11 protein-coding genes are annotated in these 14,163 nt (G+C 70.2%); 9 read left to right on the plus strand and 2 right to left on the minus strand.

The features are described 5' to 3' along the window. Positions 1 to 355: 355 nt before the first annotated feature. Both FBZ88_RS24260 and FBZ88_RS24265 read left to right on the plus strand, forming a co-directional pair. Complete coding sequence (locus FBZ88_RS24260) at positions 356 to 1,555, plus strand: DUF3142 domain-containing protein (RefSeq protein ID WP_186464585.1); 1,200 nt, start codon at positions 356 to 358, stop codon at positions 1,553 to 1,555. Continuing rightward, the gene (locus tag FBZ88_RS24265) at positions 1,542 to 3,989 is read left to right on the plus strand and encodes a hypothetical protein (RefSeq protein ID WP_145619653.1); all 2,448 of its coding nucleotides are present in this window, start codon (positions 1,542 to 1,544) and stop codon (positions 3,987 to 3,989) included. Before FBZ88_RS24260 ends, FBZ88_RS24265 begins: the two co-directional genes overlap by 14 nt. On the opposite strand, the gene FBZ88_RS24270 is transcribed toward FBZ88_RS24265, so the two are convergent. After that, positions 3,982 to 5,907, minus strand: coding sequence for a phospholipase D-like domain-containing protein (locus FBZ88_RS24270; RefSeq protein WP_145619654.1), 1,926 nt, complete (start codon positions 5,905 to 5,907; stop codon positions 3,982 to 3,984). The genes FBZ88_RS24265 and FBZ88_RS24270 overlap by 8 nt on opposite strands. A 188-nt stretch (positions 5,908 to 6,095) precedes the next feature. Between FBZ88_RS24270 and FBZ88_RS24275 the strand changes: the two genes are divergently transcribed. The 6 genes from FBZ88_RS24275 to FBZ88_RS24300 all read left to right on the plus strand — a co-directional run bounded on the left by FBZ88_RS24275 (position 6,096) and on the right by FBZ88_RS24300 (position 11,447). Next, the gene (locus FBZ88_RS24275; RefSeq protein WP_145619655.1) at positions 6,096 to 8,216 is read left to right on the plus strand and encodes a tetratricopeptide repeat protein; all 2,121 of its coding nucleotides are present in this window, start codon (positions 6,096 to 6,098) and stop codon (positions 8,214 to 8,216) included. Between the two features lie 146 nt (positions 8,217 to 8,362). Beyond that, positions 8,363 to 8,833 carry a 30S ribosomal protein S6 gene (gene rpsF, locus FBZ88_RS24280; RefSeq protein WP_145619656.1) on the plus strand — a complete coding sequence of 157 codons (471 nt, stop codon included), beginning with the start codon at positions 8,363 to 8,365 and terminating at the stop codon, positions 8,831 to 8,833. Continuing rightward, positions 8,830 to 9,111 carry a 30S ribosomal protein S18 gene (gene rpsR, locus FBZ88_RS24285; RefSeq protein WP_044561423.1) on the plus strand — a complete coding sequence of 94 codons (282 nt, stop codon included), beginning with the start codon at positions 8,830 to 8,832 and terminating at the stop codon, positions 9,109 to 9,111. Before rpsF ends, rpsR begins: the two co-directional genes overlap by 4 nt. A 12-nt stretch (positions 9,112 to 9,123) precedes the next feature. Then, the gene (gene rplI / locus FBZ88_RS24290; protein WP_145609914.1) at positions 9,124 to 9,684 is read left to right on the plus strand and encodes a 50S ribosomal protein L9; all 561 of its coding nucleotides are present in this window, start codon (positions 9,124 to 9,126) and stop codon (positions 9,682 to 9,684) included. Positions 9,685 to 9,804: 120 nt separating this feature from the next. Continuing rightward, on the plus strand, positions 9,805 to 10,152 hold the full coding sequence (locus FBZ88_RS24295) for a hypothetical protein (protein WP_145619657.1): 348 nt from the start codon (positions 9,805 to 9,807) through the stop codon (positions 10,150 to 10,152). Then, entirely contained in the window at positions 10,149 to 11,447 is a 1,299-nt protein-coding gene (locus tag FBZ88_RS24300; RefSeq protein WP_145619658.1) for a hypothetical protein, read from the plus strand. The genes FBZ88_RS24295 and FBZ88_RS24300 overlap by 4 nt, the downstream gene beginning before the upstream one ends. Here FBZ88_RS24300 and FBZ88_RS24305 read toward each other — a convergent pair. After that, entirely contained in the window at positions 11,444 to 13,540 is a 2,097-nt protein-coding gene (locus tag FBZ88_RS24305; RefSeq protein ID WP_145619659.1) for a methyl-accepting chemotaxis protein, read from the minus strand. The two genes, FBZ88_RS24300 and FBZ88_RS24305, sit on opposite strands and share 4 nt — an antisense overlap. 325 nt (positions 13,541 to 13,865) lie before the next feature. On the opposite strand from FBZ88_RS24305, the gene FBZ88_RS24315 reads away from it, so the two are divergent. Continuing rightward, positions 13,866 to 14,162 (plus strand): 4Fe-4S dicluster domain-containing protein, encoded by a 297-nt coding sequence (locus FBZ88_RS24315; protein WP_145619660.1) that lies wholly within the window; start codon positions 13,866 to 13,868, stop codon positions 14,160 to 14,162. The last annotated feature ends 1 nt before the right edge of the window (position 14,163 follow it).

The raw sequence follows: 14,163 nt of genomic DNA on the forward strand, positions 1-14,163 counted from the left end.
CCGTCGCCAGAAAGCTGCTCACCATCCTCAATGCCATCATCCGGGATCAAAAGCCATGGGACCCCAAAACCGCTTGACCGCAAAGACAGTCGCTCTGATTGTACAGAGTGTACAGAGACGGTTATCCCCTGACAGTCGCCCCCACTGGTGAGGTCATCAGGCGGCGGGTTTGAGGTTGGCTTCAGACGCCTCCTCCGGCAGCTTGGAAATTCCGTTTCGGTGGGGCCGGCGCGACGGTAGAATGCGTCCGTCCCGCCTACCCTGCCGCCCACCCCCTTCCATGCCCCTGCCCAGGCCCCGGATCCTTCTGGCCGCCCTGACCCTGATGTGTGCCGGCGCCGCGGCGGCGAGCCTGATGCCGTCCCGCCCCAATTCCCATTTGGGTCTGTTGCCCGCCCTCTTGCCCAACGACATCTATGTCTGGCAGCGCGCCTGGACACCGGCCTTGGGCCAGGCGATGGACCAGGCGGCGCCCGACGTCGCCGCCTGGCGTGTACTGGCGTCGGAGGTCTCGGCGGAGGGGCGGGTGGCCCCCGTGCTGCTGAACGATGCACGGTTGGAGGCCCTGCGCGCGCATCTGGCCGGGCGGCCGGTCATCCTGGTGGTGCGCATCGACGGCCGGTTGAGCAATACCGATCCCGTCCCCCTGGTGGCGGCGGCCCTGGCACCGCTGGAGCGTTGGCGTGAGGCCGGAGTCGCGGTGGCGGGGCTGGAGATCGACCATGATTGCCCGACGTCCCGCCTGCCCTTCTATGCCCGCTTCCTGATGGACCTGCGCATGCGGCTGGGCGGCGGCGGGTTGGACGGCACGCGCCTGTCCATCACCGCCCTGCCCACCTGGCTGCCGGCCCCCGCCCTGGCCGACGTGGTGGCGGTGCCGGATGAGGTGGTGCTGCAGGTCCATGCCGTGGCCGCCCCCACCGACGGGCTGTTCAACCCGGCCCAGGCCGCCCGCTGGGTCGCGGCCTACGGCCAACGTTTCGGCACGCCCTTCCGCGTAGCCCTGCCCGACTATGGCGCGCGGGTCAGCTGGAACGCCGACGACAGCCTGGCGACGGTGGAAGGGGAAACGCCCCTGCTGGGCGGCGGCGCGCATGCCGCGGAGCTAATGGCCCGGCCCGCCGATGTGGCTGCCTTTCTGAAGACCTTACGCGCCAAGGCGCCGCCCAACCTCAAAGGCATCGCCTGGTTCCGCCTGCCCACCGCCGAGGATCGCCGCGCCTGGTCGCTGGCCACCTGGGCCGCCGTGGCGCGGGGACAGACGCCCATTGGCCATATCGTCGCGCAGGCCGAGGCCACGGCGACGCCCGGCCTGTCATCCCTGGTACTGGTCAATGACGGTGCCGCCGATGCCGAGGTGCCCGCCGGCCTGGACCTGCCGGCTGCGTGCCCCCTGGGCGACGGCGCCAACGGCTATGCCCGCGATCCCCTGGCCCCCCAACCCCGCCTTGTGCGCCTGTCCCCCGGCCTGCTGCCGCCTGGGGAGCACCGGGCGGTGGGCTGGCTGCGCTGCCCCGATTCCCCCTCACCGCCGGTGATCCATGTCCGCCCCTAGCCCTCGCGTCCTCACCCTGTCCGTCCTGCTGCTGACCGGTGCCGCCGGCATCGCCATCGCCTGCGGCCCGGATTTCCCCTGGCAGTTACTGGACCGCCGCGAGGTGACGCTGGCGGAGACGCCCGCCAACCCCTTCGCCTGGGAGGCGGCGCATCTGGTGCCCGCCCCCACCGACACGATGAAGGCAGTGGAGAACCGCTGGGCGACCGACGATACGCGGGCCAAGTTGCGCACCGACGCCGAGACAGCTGGCTTGCCGGCCGACGCGGCGGCCCTGATCGCCGCCCTGCGCGCGGCCGGTGACGGCGACAAGGCCTATGCCCTGGGGGAAAAGCTGCCCGCCGCCGTGCGCCTCTACACCGCCGCCGCCGTGGATTATAAGGCCGGCCGGCTGGACCAGGCCGCCGCCCGCTTCCAGGCGATCCTGGACCTGCCGGCGGCCGATGGCGCCCCCCGCGCCGTCTGGGCCGCCTACATGCTGGGCCGGGTGGCGGCGAAACGCGAGCAGGCGGACACGGCGGTGGCCGCCTTCGCCAAGGCCCGCGCCCTGGCCCAAGGCGGCGCCCCCGACCCGCTAGGCCTGGGCGTGGCCAGCCTTGGGGAGGAGGCGCGCATACGCCTGGCGCAAGCGGGGCTGTCCCTGGTGACGACGGCAGAGACGGACGACGACACGGTGGCGGGCAGCCTGCCGGCCACCCTGCGGCTGGAGACAACCGGACCGCTGGACGTGGCGGCCCTATCCCAGGCTATCGGCCTCTATGCCCAGCAGGCGGCGCATGATTCGTACAATGGCGTGTCATCCCTGAATATCATCGCCCTACACCTGCTGGAGCATGCCGAGCCCCTGAAGGCCGCTATCACCGACCCGCTGGTGCAGCGCCTGCTGGCCGCCCATGTGCTGGCGTTCGAGGAGGATCTGCCGCGTCAGGCCAAGGCGTGGGACGCCAGCCGGCATGATCCTGGCGAGACATACAAGGCCCCACCGGCCCCGCATCTGGCGGCGCTGAGCACCGCCTTGACGGAGGCCCGCATTGGGGACGCCGGCGGACCTGCGCCAGCCGCCGCCGACCAGCTGGCGGCCCTGGCCTATCGCAAGGGTGACTATGACCTGGCCGGCCGCCTGGCGGCGATGAGGCCGGGGCCGCTGGCCAGCTGGGTCCTGGCCAAGCTGGCCCTGCAGAAGGGCGACCTGATGCAGGCGGCCAAATTCTACGCCCAGGCGTCCGCCGCCTTCCCCGCCGCCGGTGACGGTCCCCAGGGGGGCGCCCTGTCGGCGGCCGAGCGCGGCCGTCTTGCCGGTGAAGGCGGCACCGTGGCCCTGGCGCGGGGGGAGTACGTGGCGGCGCTGGACCAGCTGATGCCCATGGCCGACACCTATTGGGGCGACGTGGTGCACATTGCGGAGCGCGTGTTGACCGTCGATGAGTTGAAGGCCTATGTCGATGCCAAGGTGCCGGCCAGCGTCGTCGCCGGCTGGACGCAGACGGTAGACAACAAGCAATGGCCCAACACCCTGCTGGACACCATGGGCGTGGGCTACAAATACGATGAGGAGGCGGACCGGCTGCGCTACCAGGGTGCGCCCCTGGCATTGCGCAGCCTGCTGGCCCGCCGCCTGATGCGAGCGGGGCGGGGCAAGGAGGCGCTGGCCTATTATCACAATCCGGCCGTGGCCAAGGACGCCCGCGCCTACCTCGATGCGCGGGACGATGCCGGCAACGCCTGGTGGGCTGCCAGCCGCGCCCGCGCCTGGTTCCAGGCGGCGCAACTGGCCCGGATGAAGGGCATGGAGATCATGGGAACGGAGGGCGTGCCGGATGAGGCCGCCCTGCAAGGTGCCTACGATGCCGGCATCGGCCAAGCCATGCTGCCGCCCGCCGGGGCGCCGTACGTCACGGACGGGGAACGCAAGCGCTTCGCCGACAGCGCGCCGCAGCCGGACCAGCGCTTCCACTATCGCTTCATCGCGACCGATGCCGCCGAGCACGCGGCCGACCAGTTGCCGCACACCAGCCAGGCCTACGCCGCCACCCTGTGCTGGGCGGTGACATATGCGCAGGATCAGAGGATCGCCACCTGGACCAACGATCCCGCCACCATCGAGGACCCCTACTGGCAATCCGTCGTCCGCCGCATCATCGAGCGCGACAAGCAGGCGCAGGGCCGGGTGGCGGCCTTGTATCAGCGCTACCTGAAGACCGGTCCGCACCAGGCCTGGGCGGCCCATTTCGGCCGCGCCTGCCCGGCGCCGGACTTCGACGCCGCCGCCAAGGAATGGTGGCGGGCGCCGGCCCGGCAGGCACACCGCTGGATAGCACGGAACCACCGCAAGGCGCTGATCGGCGGCGCGGCGGTCCTGGCCGTGCTGGTGGCCGGGACCGCCCTGCTGCTGGTTCGCCGCCGGCGCTCCCCTTCCGCCAAGGGCGTCAGCTGAGGAAGTAGTCCAGCTCCTTGCCCTTGTCCCCGGACAGGTAGGCGTCCTGCCACTGGTCGTTGGTGGACAGGAAACCGCCTTGCGGGGTGCTGGGGGCCGGCTGTCCCTTCAGCAGGGCGTCCCGCTCCCGCTCTTCCAGGATGGCGCGCTGGCGATAATGCTCATAGACGTCCAGGACATGCACGGCATAGGCCTGGGCCAGCGGCTGGTTGCCCTGGATGATCAGCAGGTTGTCGTCGTTGGCGTAGGAGGCCTTGTAGCCCAGGTTGTGGCTGCCGGTGATGACGACGCAGGCGGGGGAGAAGGGGTCGATCACCACGATCTTGTCGTGGATGATGGCGGCCCCGGCGGTCAGCAGCTCGGGCTGCAGGTCGCCCGTGGGCATGTCGATGGCGGCGGCGCGCACCACCAGCACATGCGGCGCGTCCTTGGGCGCGTAGACGGAGGGCTTGGGGATCTTGGCACCCTGGGCGTCCGTGTCGTCACCCGAGTCATCGCCGCCGTTGGCATCCCCCTCGATGGGCAGGGCCTGCGGGCTGCTGACGGCGCCCATGACCATCAGGTCGGGGCGCTGCTTGCCCAGGTCCACCGCGGCCTCGATGATGCTCTGCTTGCCTTCGACGGAGGGGTAGAAGGTCAGGAACAGGATGGCATGCTGCGCCTGGTCCATCAGTTGGAAGACGTCGGCCAGGTCCGGCGGCGTGGCCGCCGTCTTGGTGGTAGCCAGGGTGGTGGGCGCGCACCAGACGCGGGGGTTGCTGGCCGAATCCGGATAGGCGTGGCTGTCGGCCCGGCGCAGGGGCTTTTGCTGGACATTGTGGTTAGGCGCGCCGGTGTCCGCCTGCACCGGGAAGCTGGCCGTGTCCGCCTTCAGCCGGTTCCAGTAATCCAGATAGGCCTGCGCCAGGGTGGCGTTCTGGGTGATGATTGTGTTGTTGGACTGGGTGCACAGGCCCGTGGGCGTCCAGTTGGTACTGCCGGTCAGCAGGGCCAGCGGCGTGTCGTTGGCGTCCGTGCGCACCAGGAACTTGTTGTGGCCGATATGGGCGCTGTTGTTGAACAGCCGGTCGATGACCTCCCCCGCTGTGCCGTGCAGGGTTTGGCGTGCCGCCTGGTTGGTGCGGTCCCAGGCTGGGTTGGTCTTCGTCGCCTCCCCCGCTGTCGACAGGATCAGGTGCAGCCGGTCGCCCAGGCCGGTCAGACCAGCCACCAGTTCCGGGTCCGACAGTTCATAAAGGGCAGCGTAGACCTTGTCGCCCGGTTCCACCCGGCCTAGGAAATCGGTCAGGGTGGGCAGCACGTCGCCGGTCAGGAAGGTGCGGATGGCGTTGCCCTGCTGTTTCACCTGGTCCAGGACATAGCCCTTGCTGGGCGCCTGGCCGGCAGGGGTGTGCAATTGCTGGCGCAGGTTCTGCGTCGATAGGATGCCGTTGGTGAAGACGGCGGTGAAAGCGCCATAGGTCCAGGTGACGGTGATGGGGTTGGTCACCACCGCGTCACCGCAGATGAACAGCGGCCGCGGCGTCCCCGTATAGGCGCCGGGCTGTGCACTGCTGAACGTCTCCGTCCGCTTGACCCAGCCGGCCACCGATTCACGGCCCGGGGCCTCAAAGCCTACGGGGATGATCTCGTAATGGCAGGTGAAGGGCTGGCGCACCGACAGGCTGTCGCGACTGCGCCGCAGGGTCAGGTCGCGCCACGAGAATTTCTGTATGGGCCAGACGCTGGTGTCCTGCTGTTGCCACTTCGGGTTGGACTGGTCCGTGAACGCCACCCAGCTGGGCAGCAGCCTGCGCTCCCCATCCTCATGCACGCGCGTGACCATGAAGCCCAGCAGGCCGTCGATGCGCCTGTCGGGGCGCCACGCCAGATAGGCCACTTCGTTGTTGCACCAGGCGCGCGCGGGGACCTGAGACATGGGTGACCTCCATCACGACGGGAGAGGTCATGGTGCGCCCGGTATGTGACGGTCACGACCATAGCGTGCACGCTTGTCGACGTACCTCGTCGGTTAGAGTTTGGGGTGGAGCCTGGAGACCGCGGCGCCATCGACGCGGGGGCCGTCGGCAGGCTAGTCTGCGGCCTGTCACCGCGTAGGGAAACGACATGGACCGCAACCAGCGCCGCCTGGACAAGAAGCAGGGCGCGCCCGCCGTGCCGGCAGTGGCGCAGATGCTGTTCAGCCAGGCGACGCAGCAGCACCAGGCCGGCCGCCTAGCGGAGGCTGAGGCGGCCTACCGCCAAGTGCTGGCCCAGGCCCCCCGCCATGCCGACGCCCTATACCTGCTGGGCATCATCCATCACCAGACCGGCCGGCATGCGGATGCAGCCGACCTGCTGGGCCAGGCGGTGGCCGCGAAGGGCGACGCTCCGCACATGCAGGCCGCCCTGGGCACCGTGCTGCTGGCCCTGAACCGGCCGGCCGAGGCCGTGACGGCACTGCGCCGCGCCCTGGCGCTCAAGCCCGACCAGCCGGAGGCGCACACCACACTGGGCAACGCGCTCAAGGACCTGGGCCGCCTTGACGAGGCCATCACCCATTATGAGAGTGCCATCGCGCTGAAGCCGGACTATGCCAACGCCCATAACAGCCTGGGATACGCCCGCCAGGCGCAGGGGCGGCTGGATGAGGCTGCCGGTCATTACCGCCGCGCCCTGGCGCTGAACCCGCGCCTGATCCTGGCACAGGTCAACCTGGGCAAGACGCTGACGGCGTTGGGCGACCTGGCGGGGGCGGAGGCGGCGCTGCGCCAGGCCCTGGCGCTGGACACGGCCCACGCCGACGCGCTGAACAATCTGGGCGCCGTGCTGCAGGCGCAGGGCCGCACGGATGAGGCCACGGCCTGCCTGCGCCAGGCGGCGGCCCTGGCACCCAACGATGCCGACGCCCACCTGAACCTGGCCCGCGTGCTGGCCAGCGACCTGCTGGTGCGCGACCCCAGCCTGCTACGTCAAGCGCTGTCGCATGCCGAGCGGGCGCTGGCGCTGCGCCCCGGCCATGGCGCCACGCTGGACGCGCTGGGCACCATCCTGCAGCGCCTGGGCCGTCTGACGGAGGCGGAGCGACATTTCCGCGCGGCGCTGGCCGTGACACCCGATGACGCGGAGATCCTCCACAACCTGGCCACCACCGTGCAGGCCCTGGCCCGCCAGGATGAGGCGGAGGCCTTGTACCGCCAGGCGCTGGCCCTCAACCCCGATCATGCCGACGCCCGCTATTGCCTGGGCACCACCCGCCTGGCCGCCGGGGATCTGGCCAGCGGCTGGCCGGATTACGAGGCGCGCTGGCGCGGGCGGCAGCTGGCCCCCTTCTGGCGCCCCTTCCCCGTGCCGGAATGGCGGGGCGAAAGTCTGGCGGGCAAGCGCCTGCTGGTGTGGGGGGAACAGGGCCTGGGCGACGAAATCCTGTTCGCCAGCCTGCTGCCCGGCCTGCACCGGCGGGTGGCGGCGGAGGGTGGGCAGCTGGTGGTGGAGTGCGCGCCGCGCCTGGTGGGCCTGATTGGCCGCGCCCTGCCGGGCGTGGTGGTGCGGGCGCCGACCTCCGGCCCCGGCGCCCCCACGCTGACGGACATGGACCTGCACCTGCCCATGGGCAGCCTGGCCGGATTGCTGCGCCCCCGCCTGGCCGACTGGTACGGCGGCGCCCCCTTCCTGGCCCCTCGCCCGGATCTGGCCGCGCTATGGCGGGACCGCCTGGACCAGCTGGGTCCCGGCCTGCGCGTGGGCATCAGCTGGCGCAGCGGCATCCGGCGCGGCGACCGCGACGGCGCCTACACCACCCTGGCCGACTACGCCCCGGTGCTGACCCTGCCTGGCATCATTCCCATCACCCTGCAATACAGCGCGCCGGAGGAGGAGTTGCGGCCGGTGGAGCAGGCCCTGGACCTGACCCTCCACCGCTGGCCCGACCTGGACTTGCGCGAGGATATCGAGGGGGTGGCCGCCCTGACCGCCGCACTGGATCTGGTGATCACCGCGCCCACCGCAGTGGGGGAGCTGGCGGGGGCGCTGGGTGTGCCCTGCTGGCGCCTGGGCACCGACCATGACTGGTCCATGTTTGGCGCCGGCGCGCGACCGTGGTTCAACACCATGGCCGTCATCCCGGCGGCGCCGCAAGGGCCGGCGGCGGCGGGCTGCGTCGCCCTGGCGGCGCAACGTCTGCTGGCGCTGACGGGGGTGCGGGCTGACCACCTTTTCCCTTGCCCCTCGGACGGCGTTCCTATATAAGCCCGCGCTTCAACCGCTCCTTGCCGGTGCCTTTGCCATGGCGCCGGCTAGGTCCGTGCGGCTGGCCCACCCCCTGGTCCCCGGAATGATCCGGCGCCCCGGGCGGGAACAGCGGCGGACCATGTAACAGCCATGAGGAGTATCAAATGGCTTTGTACGAGACCGTGCTGATCGCACGGCAGGACATCACGTCCGCCCAGGTGGAAGGCCTGACCGAAACCTTCACCGGTATCCTGAAGGAGAACGGTGGCCAGGTTGCCAAGGTCGAGCAGTGGGGTCTGAAGACCCTCACCTACAAGATCAAGAAGAACCGCAAGGGCCACTACGTCTACTTCGCCCACGATTCCGCCCCGGCCGCCGTCGCCGAGATGGAGCGTAACATGGGCCTGAACGAAGACGTCCTGCGCTTCATGACCACCCGCATCGAGAAGATCGAGGAAGGTCAGACCGCGATGCTGTCCAACAAGGGCGATCGCGGCGAGCGTGGTGAACGCGGTGAGCGTGGCGATCGCGGTCCGCGCCGCTTCGAGGATCGTGGCGACCGCGGGGACCGCGGTGATCGCGGCCCCCGTCCGCCCCGCCGCATGGAAGCCTCTTCTGAAGGAGACCGGGCATGAGCTTCGGCACCCAGGGTAACGCCGGCGCGCCGCGTCCGGCCGGTGGCGGCGGTGGCCGTCGTCCGTTCTTCCGTCGTCGCAAGACCTGCCCCTTCTCCGGTCCGAACGCCCCGGCGATCGACTACAAGGACGTGAAGCTGCTGTCGCGCTTCATCTCCGAGCGGGGCAAGATCGTCCCGAGCCGCATCACCGCGGTCTCGGCCAAGAAGCAGCGTGAGCTGGCCCGCGCCATTAAGCGCGCCCGCTTCCTCGCCCTGCTGCCTTACATCGTGAAGTAAGGAGTAGGAACGATGGAAGTCATTCTGCTGGAGCGCGTCGAGAAGCTCGGCCGCATGGGCGAAGTGGTCACGGTGAAGCCCGGCTTCGCCCGCAACTACCTGCTGCCCCAGAAGAAGGCGCTGCGCGCCTCCAAGGACAACCTGGCTTTCTTCGAGAGCCAGAAGGCCAAGCTGGAAGCGCAGAACGCCGAGCGCAAGGTCGAGGCCGAGAAGGTTGCGTCCAAGATCAACGACCTGTCGGTCATCATCATCCGCCAGTCTGCCGAAACCGGCATCCTGTACGGTTCGGTGAGCGCCCGTGACGTTGCCGAGGCGGTCACCGCCGCCGGCACCGCCGTGGAGCGCAACCAGGTCGCCATCGACACCCCGATCAAGACCCTGGGCCTGTTCAAGGTCCGCCTGGTCCTGCATCCGGAAGTGTCGGTGAGCATCACCGTGAACGTCGCCCGCACCACCGAAGAGGCCGGCCTGCAGGCCGCCCGCGGTGGCATGGTCGCCGGCCAGCGTGATGATGAGGACGAGGAAGAGGTGGTGGAAGCCGCCGACGAGGCCACGGAAGAGACCGAGGCCTGATCCTTCTCCGGATCGTCTGAGTAACAGGACGGCGCGGTTCTTCGGGACCGCGCCGTTTTGCTTTTGCGCTTCCGTGAGGCGCCATCTAGCCTGCGCTGAATTCTGATGGGGATGGGGATCATGGCAACGGAAGCGGGTGGATTGCGCCAGGGGGCCAAGTGGGTGGCCATCATCGGCTTGGCGGGCAACCACGTGCTGGCCTACCAGCAGGCGGTGGACCGCATCCGCGCCCCGTCCCGCGCCCTGGCCGACATGGCCGGCGCCATCGGCCAGATCTTCGGCCAGTCGCCCGACCGCTTCAAGGCCGGCGACCTCAGCCTTGGGGACAAGATCGACCTGTTCGTAAACCCCTACACCTCCGTGCGTGACATGGCGCATTGGGAGGGGCTGAACCACCTGCTGTTCTGGCCGGGCCTGGCGGCGTTGATCCTGTTCCTGATCCTGACCTTCGGTAGTCGGCGGGCGTGACACGCGTGCGGCGCGCCTATCATCCCCATGTCCTACTGGCGCTGACGTTGCTTTTCAGTGGCCGGGCCGGGGCCGCGTCCAACGCCGCCTTCATCACCCTGATCCCCGAGGGCGATGGGCTGAAGGCCGCCTATCACCTGGACAGCCCCGTCACCAGCCTGACCCTGGGCCGGGGCCCCGTCGCCTGGCAGAACCCGGTATGGGGGGTCGAGACGCCGGGAATGGAAATGCGGGGCCCGGAGGTGCGGGCGACCGATGGCCATGCCTTCAGCGACTTCACCCTGCGCATCCAGGAGGATCGCCGCTTTGTCGACCGCACCTATCCTGTGCTGCTGCGCTTGGGGGATCGCGGCTTCCTGGTTTACGGCCCCTTCCTGATGGCACGCTCGGCCGACGTCGGCACGGGACTGGCGCGCGGCGCCGTCACCACACTGCCGGAGGGCAGCCAAGCCCTGGGCGGCTATTTCTTCGCCGGCCCCGCCGACTATGTGAGTCCTATCGACGCCAAGCGGCCGGATCTGGGGCGCCTCATAGCCCGACCTGATCTTCCTGGCGCCTGGCGGGCGGAGGTGACACCGGGCCTGTCCCGCGCGCTGGCCTATTATCGGGCACGTTTGGCGCCGCGCGACGCCGTATCCCCCATCATCGTCTACCAGGACCGGCCGGCCCCCTTCCTGCGGGGCAGCGTCACCGGCGGCGGCATGATGCTGTTGCAGATCGGCGGCGTCTGGCGCGTACCGCGTCTGGAACTGAAGCCAGAGCGGGACCGGGTTCTGGCGCACGAGGTCTTCCACCTGTTCCTGCGCCGACATGACGCCGCCGATTTCCCCGATTGGATGAACGAGGGCGCCGCCGACTACGCCGCCGGCCTGGTCATCCGGCACGGGGACCTTCCCACCCTTGTGGAGGTGCAGATACAGCTGGACCTGTGCGTCACCAGCCTGGGCGACCGCCCGCTGGACAGCCCCGCCACGGTGGCGCGCAACCGCATGCCCTATGCCTGCGGCTTCGTCGCCCACTGGCTGGTGGACAGGGCGCTGCGGCAGGGACGCGCGGACAGTGACGCGGCCCTGTTCACGCTGTGGGCCGACATGGCGACCCGTGACGGCGTCACCGCCGGTGACGGCCTGCGCCAGGCGGCGGCCCGGGCTCCCGCCGCCGCCCGGGCGCTATCCCTGCTGCTGACAGGGTCGGGTGGCGGCCGCTGGGCCCTGTGGGCGGCGGCCGTGTCGGAAACGGGGGTCGCGGCCCGCTACACCGATGGCCCGGACCCCCGCGTTCTCCTGTCGCCTTAAGCCGCGCGAATACCGGCCAGGAAGCGGTCCACCGCGTCGCGCAGGCGGTCGGCGTCGCCGGTCAGGCCCTGCGCCGCGCTGTGCATGTCGGCCACGGTGCGGCCCGTCTCCCCCACCGCAGCCGAGACGTCGGCCACGTTGCGCGAGACGTCGCGGGTGGCGTCGGCGGCCTGGCGGACGTTGCGGCTGATCTCACCCGTGGCGGCGGCCTGCTCCTCCACCGCGGCGGCGATGGCGGTCGACACCTCGCTCATGTTGCGGATGGAATGGCCGATGGTGCCGATGGCGCCCACCGCCTGGTCCGTCGCCTTCTGGATGGCATTGATCTGGGCGCCGATCTCATCGGTGGCCTTGGCCGTCTGGCCGGCCAGCTGCTTCACCTCGTGCGCCACGACGGCGAAGCCCTTGCCCGCCTCCCCCGCCCGCGCCGCCTCGATGGTGGCGTTCAGCGCCAGCAGGTTGGTCTGGCTGGCGATGTCGTTGATCATCTTCACAACGTCGCCGATGCGCTGCGCCGCTTCCGCCAGGCTGGCGACGGTGCCGTTGGTCTGCTCCGCCTCATCCACCGCCCTGGACGCCATGGAACTGGAATGGGCCACCTGCTGCCCGATCTCGCGGACGGAGCTTTCCATCTGTTCCGCCGCCGCCGAGACGGTCTGCACGTTGCCAGAGGTCTGCTCCGCAGCCTCGGCCGCCGCCGCGACCTGGGACGAGGTGGCGTCCGCCATGCCGCCCAGGGCGCCGGCGATCTGGGTCAGCTGATGGGACGAGGCCTCGACCGAGTGCAGGACTTCGCGCACCTGGGCGTCGAACTCTCCCACCAGGGCATCCACGGCGCGGGCGCGGCGCTCGCGCCCCGCCTGCTCCGCCCGCTGCGCGTCCTCCAGCCGCTGCCGCTCCAGCGCGTTGGCGCGGAAGGTGCCCAGGGCGCCGGCCAGGTCGCCGATCTCATCCTGGTTGTCGGCGTAGGGGATCTCCGCCTCCAGATCACCCCGCGCCACGCGCAGCATGACGCCGGTCATCGCCGTCATCGGACGGGTCACGCGCCGGGCCACCATGACCACGCCACCAGCCCCCAGGCCCAGGCACAGCACCAGCAGCACGCCATCCACGATCAGGCGGCGCAGCGCCGTCTCGCCCTCCCGCCGCGCCAGGTCGCGGGCCGCGTCCAGTGCCGCCATGGGTACGGCGGCCAGCACTTCGAACGAGGCGTTGCTGCGCTCCATCCACTGGTCGAGCGAGACCGGTGAGGACGTGCCGGCCAGCACCGCCTTCTCGATCTGCTCATGCAGTCCCATTACCTCCTTGAAATAGGCCGCCTCGGCCGCCGTCATGGCCTGGCGCACGCCGTCGGGCACGTCCTCGCGCAGGCTCAGCGCCTTGGTCAGGCGCCAGCCGGCCTCCAGCTGGCCGCGCAGGCCGGCGGACTGGGCCTGCATGGCCGGGGTATAGGTCTGGCCCTGCAGCACGAACATCAGGATGTTGCGCTCCAGCCCCGCCGCGTCGCGGGTGACGTAGGAAGCATCCTTCAGCGCGATCAGGCTGGCGAAGGCCGGGCTTTCCCGGCTGATGCGGGCGCCCAGGCTGGTGCCCACCGCCTCCAGCTTGGCGACCAAGCCGTCAGAGGCGGCGTTCCAGCTCTTGAACAGGTCGGCGGGGCGTTGGTCCTGCGGCTGCAGGACCGCCTTGTCCGCCACGGCGCGCACGTCGTTCAGCGTCTGGCGCGCGGCCGTCAGATCGGCCACGCCAGCCCCGGCGCCGCAGTCCAGTTCCGAGCATTCCGCGAGCACCTTGTCCATGGCCGGGTTGGACTTGCCCCGCAGGCTCGCCACCTCGGCCAGGGCCGCGGGCGAGGCCGTGGTCTTATCCGGGATCAGGCGCTTGAAGGCGCCGCGTTCCAGCCGGGTGTTCTGCAGGGCGCGGAAGACGTCGCCCACGGCATCGCCCATGCGGGCCGTGCGCGCGGCGCGGCGATGGTCGGCATAGGCGCCCGCCGTGGCGATGCCCAGCACCACCACCAGCACGGCCAACAGGATACCCAGCACGGCGTTCAGCAGAACAGCGATGCGCACGGATTTCAGGATGCCAGACACCAGACCCCTCCCCCTGTCCCGCCGACACCGACGCAGGCCGGGCCCTCCTCACGGGACTACAGGGTTATGGTGGGCGTCACCTCACCCTTGGAATAGATATCCTGATGTATTGCTATCAAAGGCGAAGCCCGCGTCGCCATCCCCGCACCGAAACGCGAGCGGTCGCATCCAGGATGGCCTCCACCCAGGCGCGCTGCCGGGCCTGGCGCGGCAGTTTTCGTAGGCCCGGGTGCCCGAACGGGGCACCTCACGGACGCGAATTTCCGGGCATGGAGCGGCCCCGTACACTGACGCGAGCGATCACTCGTAATCACGGAGGAATACCTTGGCCGACAACGCGTCCTGCAAGCAGGCCCCTGGCGTCATCGTCCCGCGCATCGACCGCAACCGCTGCGAGGGCAAGGACGACTGCGTGCGCGTCTGCCCCTATGACGTCTTCGAGATCGGCGTGCTGCCGGCGGCGGAGCGGGGGGACCTCAGCCTGGGCGGCCGGGTGAAGGGTTTCTTCCACGGCTATCGCCAGGCCTTCGCCGTGCGGGCGGACCAGTGCCGCGCCTGCGGCCTGTGTGTCAGCGCCTGCCCGGAACATGCGATCACCCTTACCCGCGCGACGGCCGCGTAAG

The sequence above is a fragment of the Nitrospirillum bahiense genome (assembly GCF_007828025.1).
Lineage (GTDB): Bacteria > Pseudomonadota > Alphaproteobacteria > Azospirillales > Azospirillaceae > Nitrospirillum > Nitrospirillum amazonense.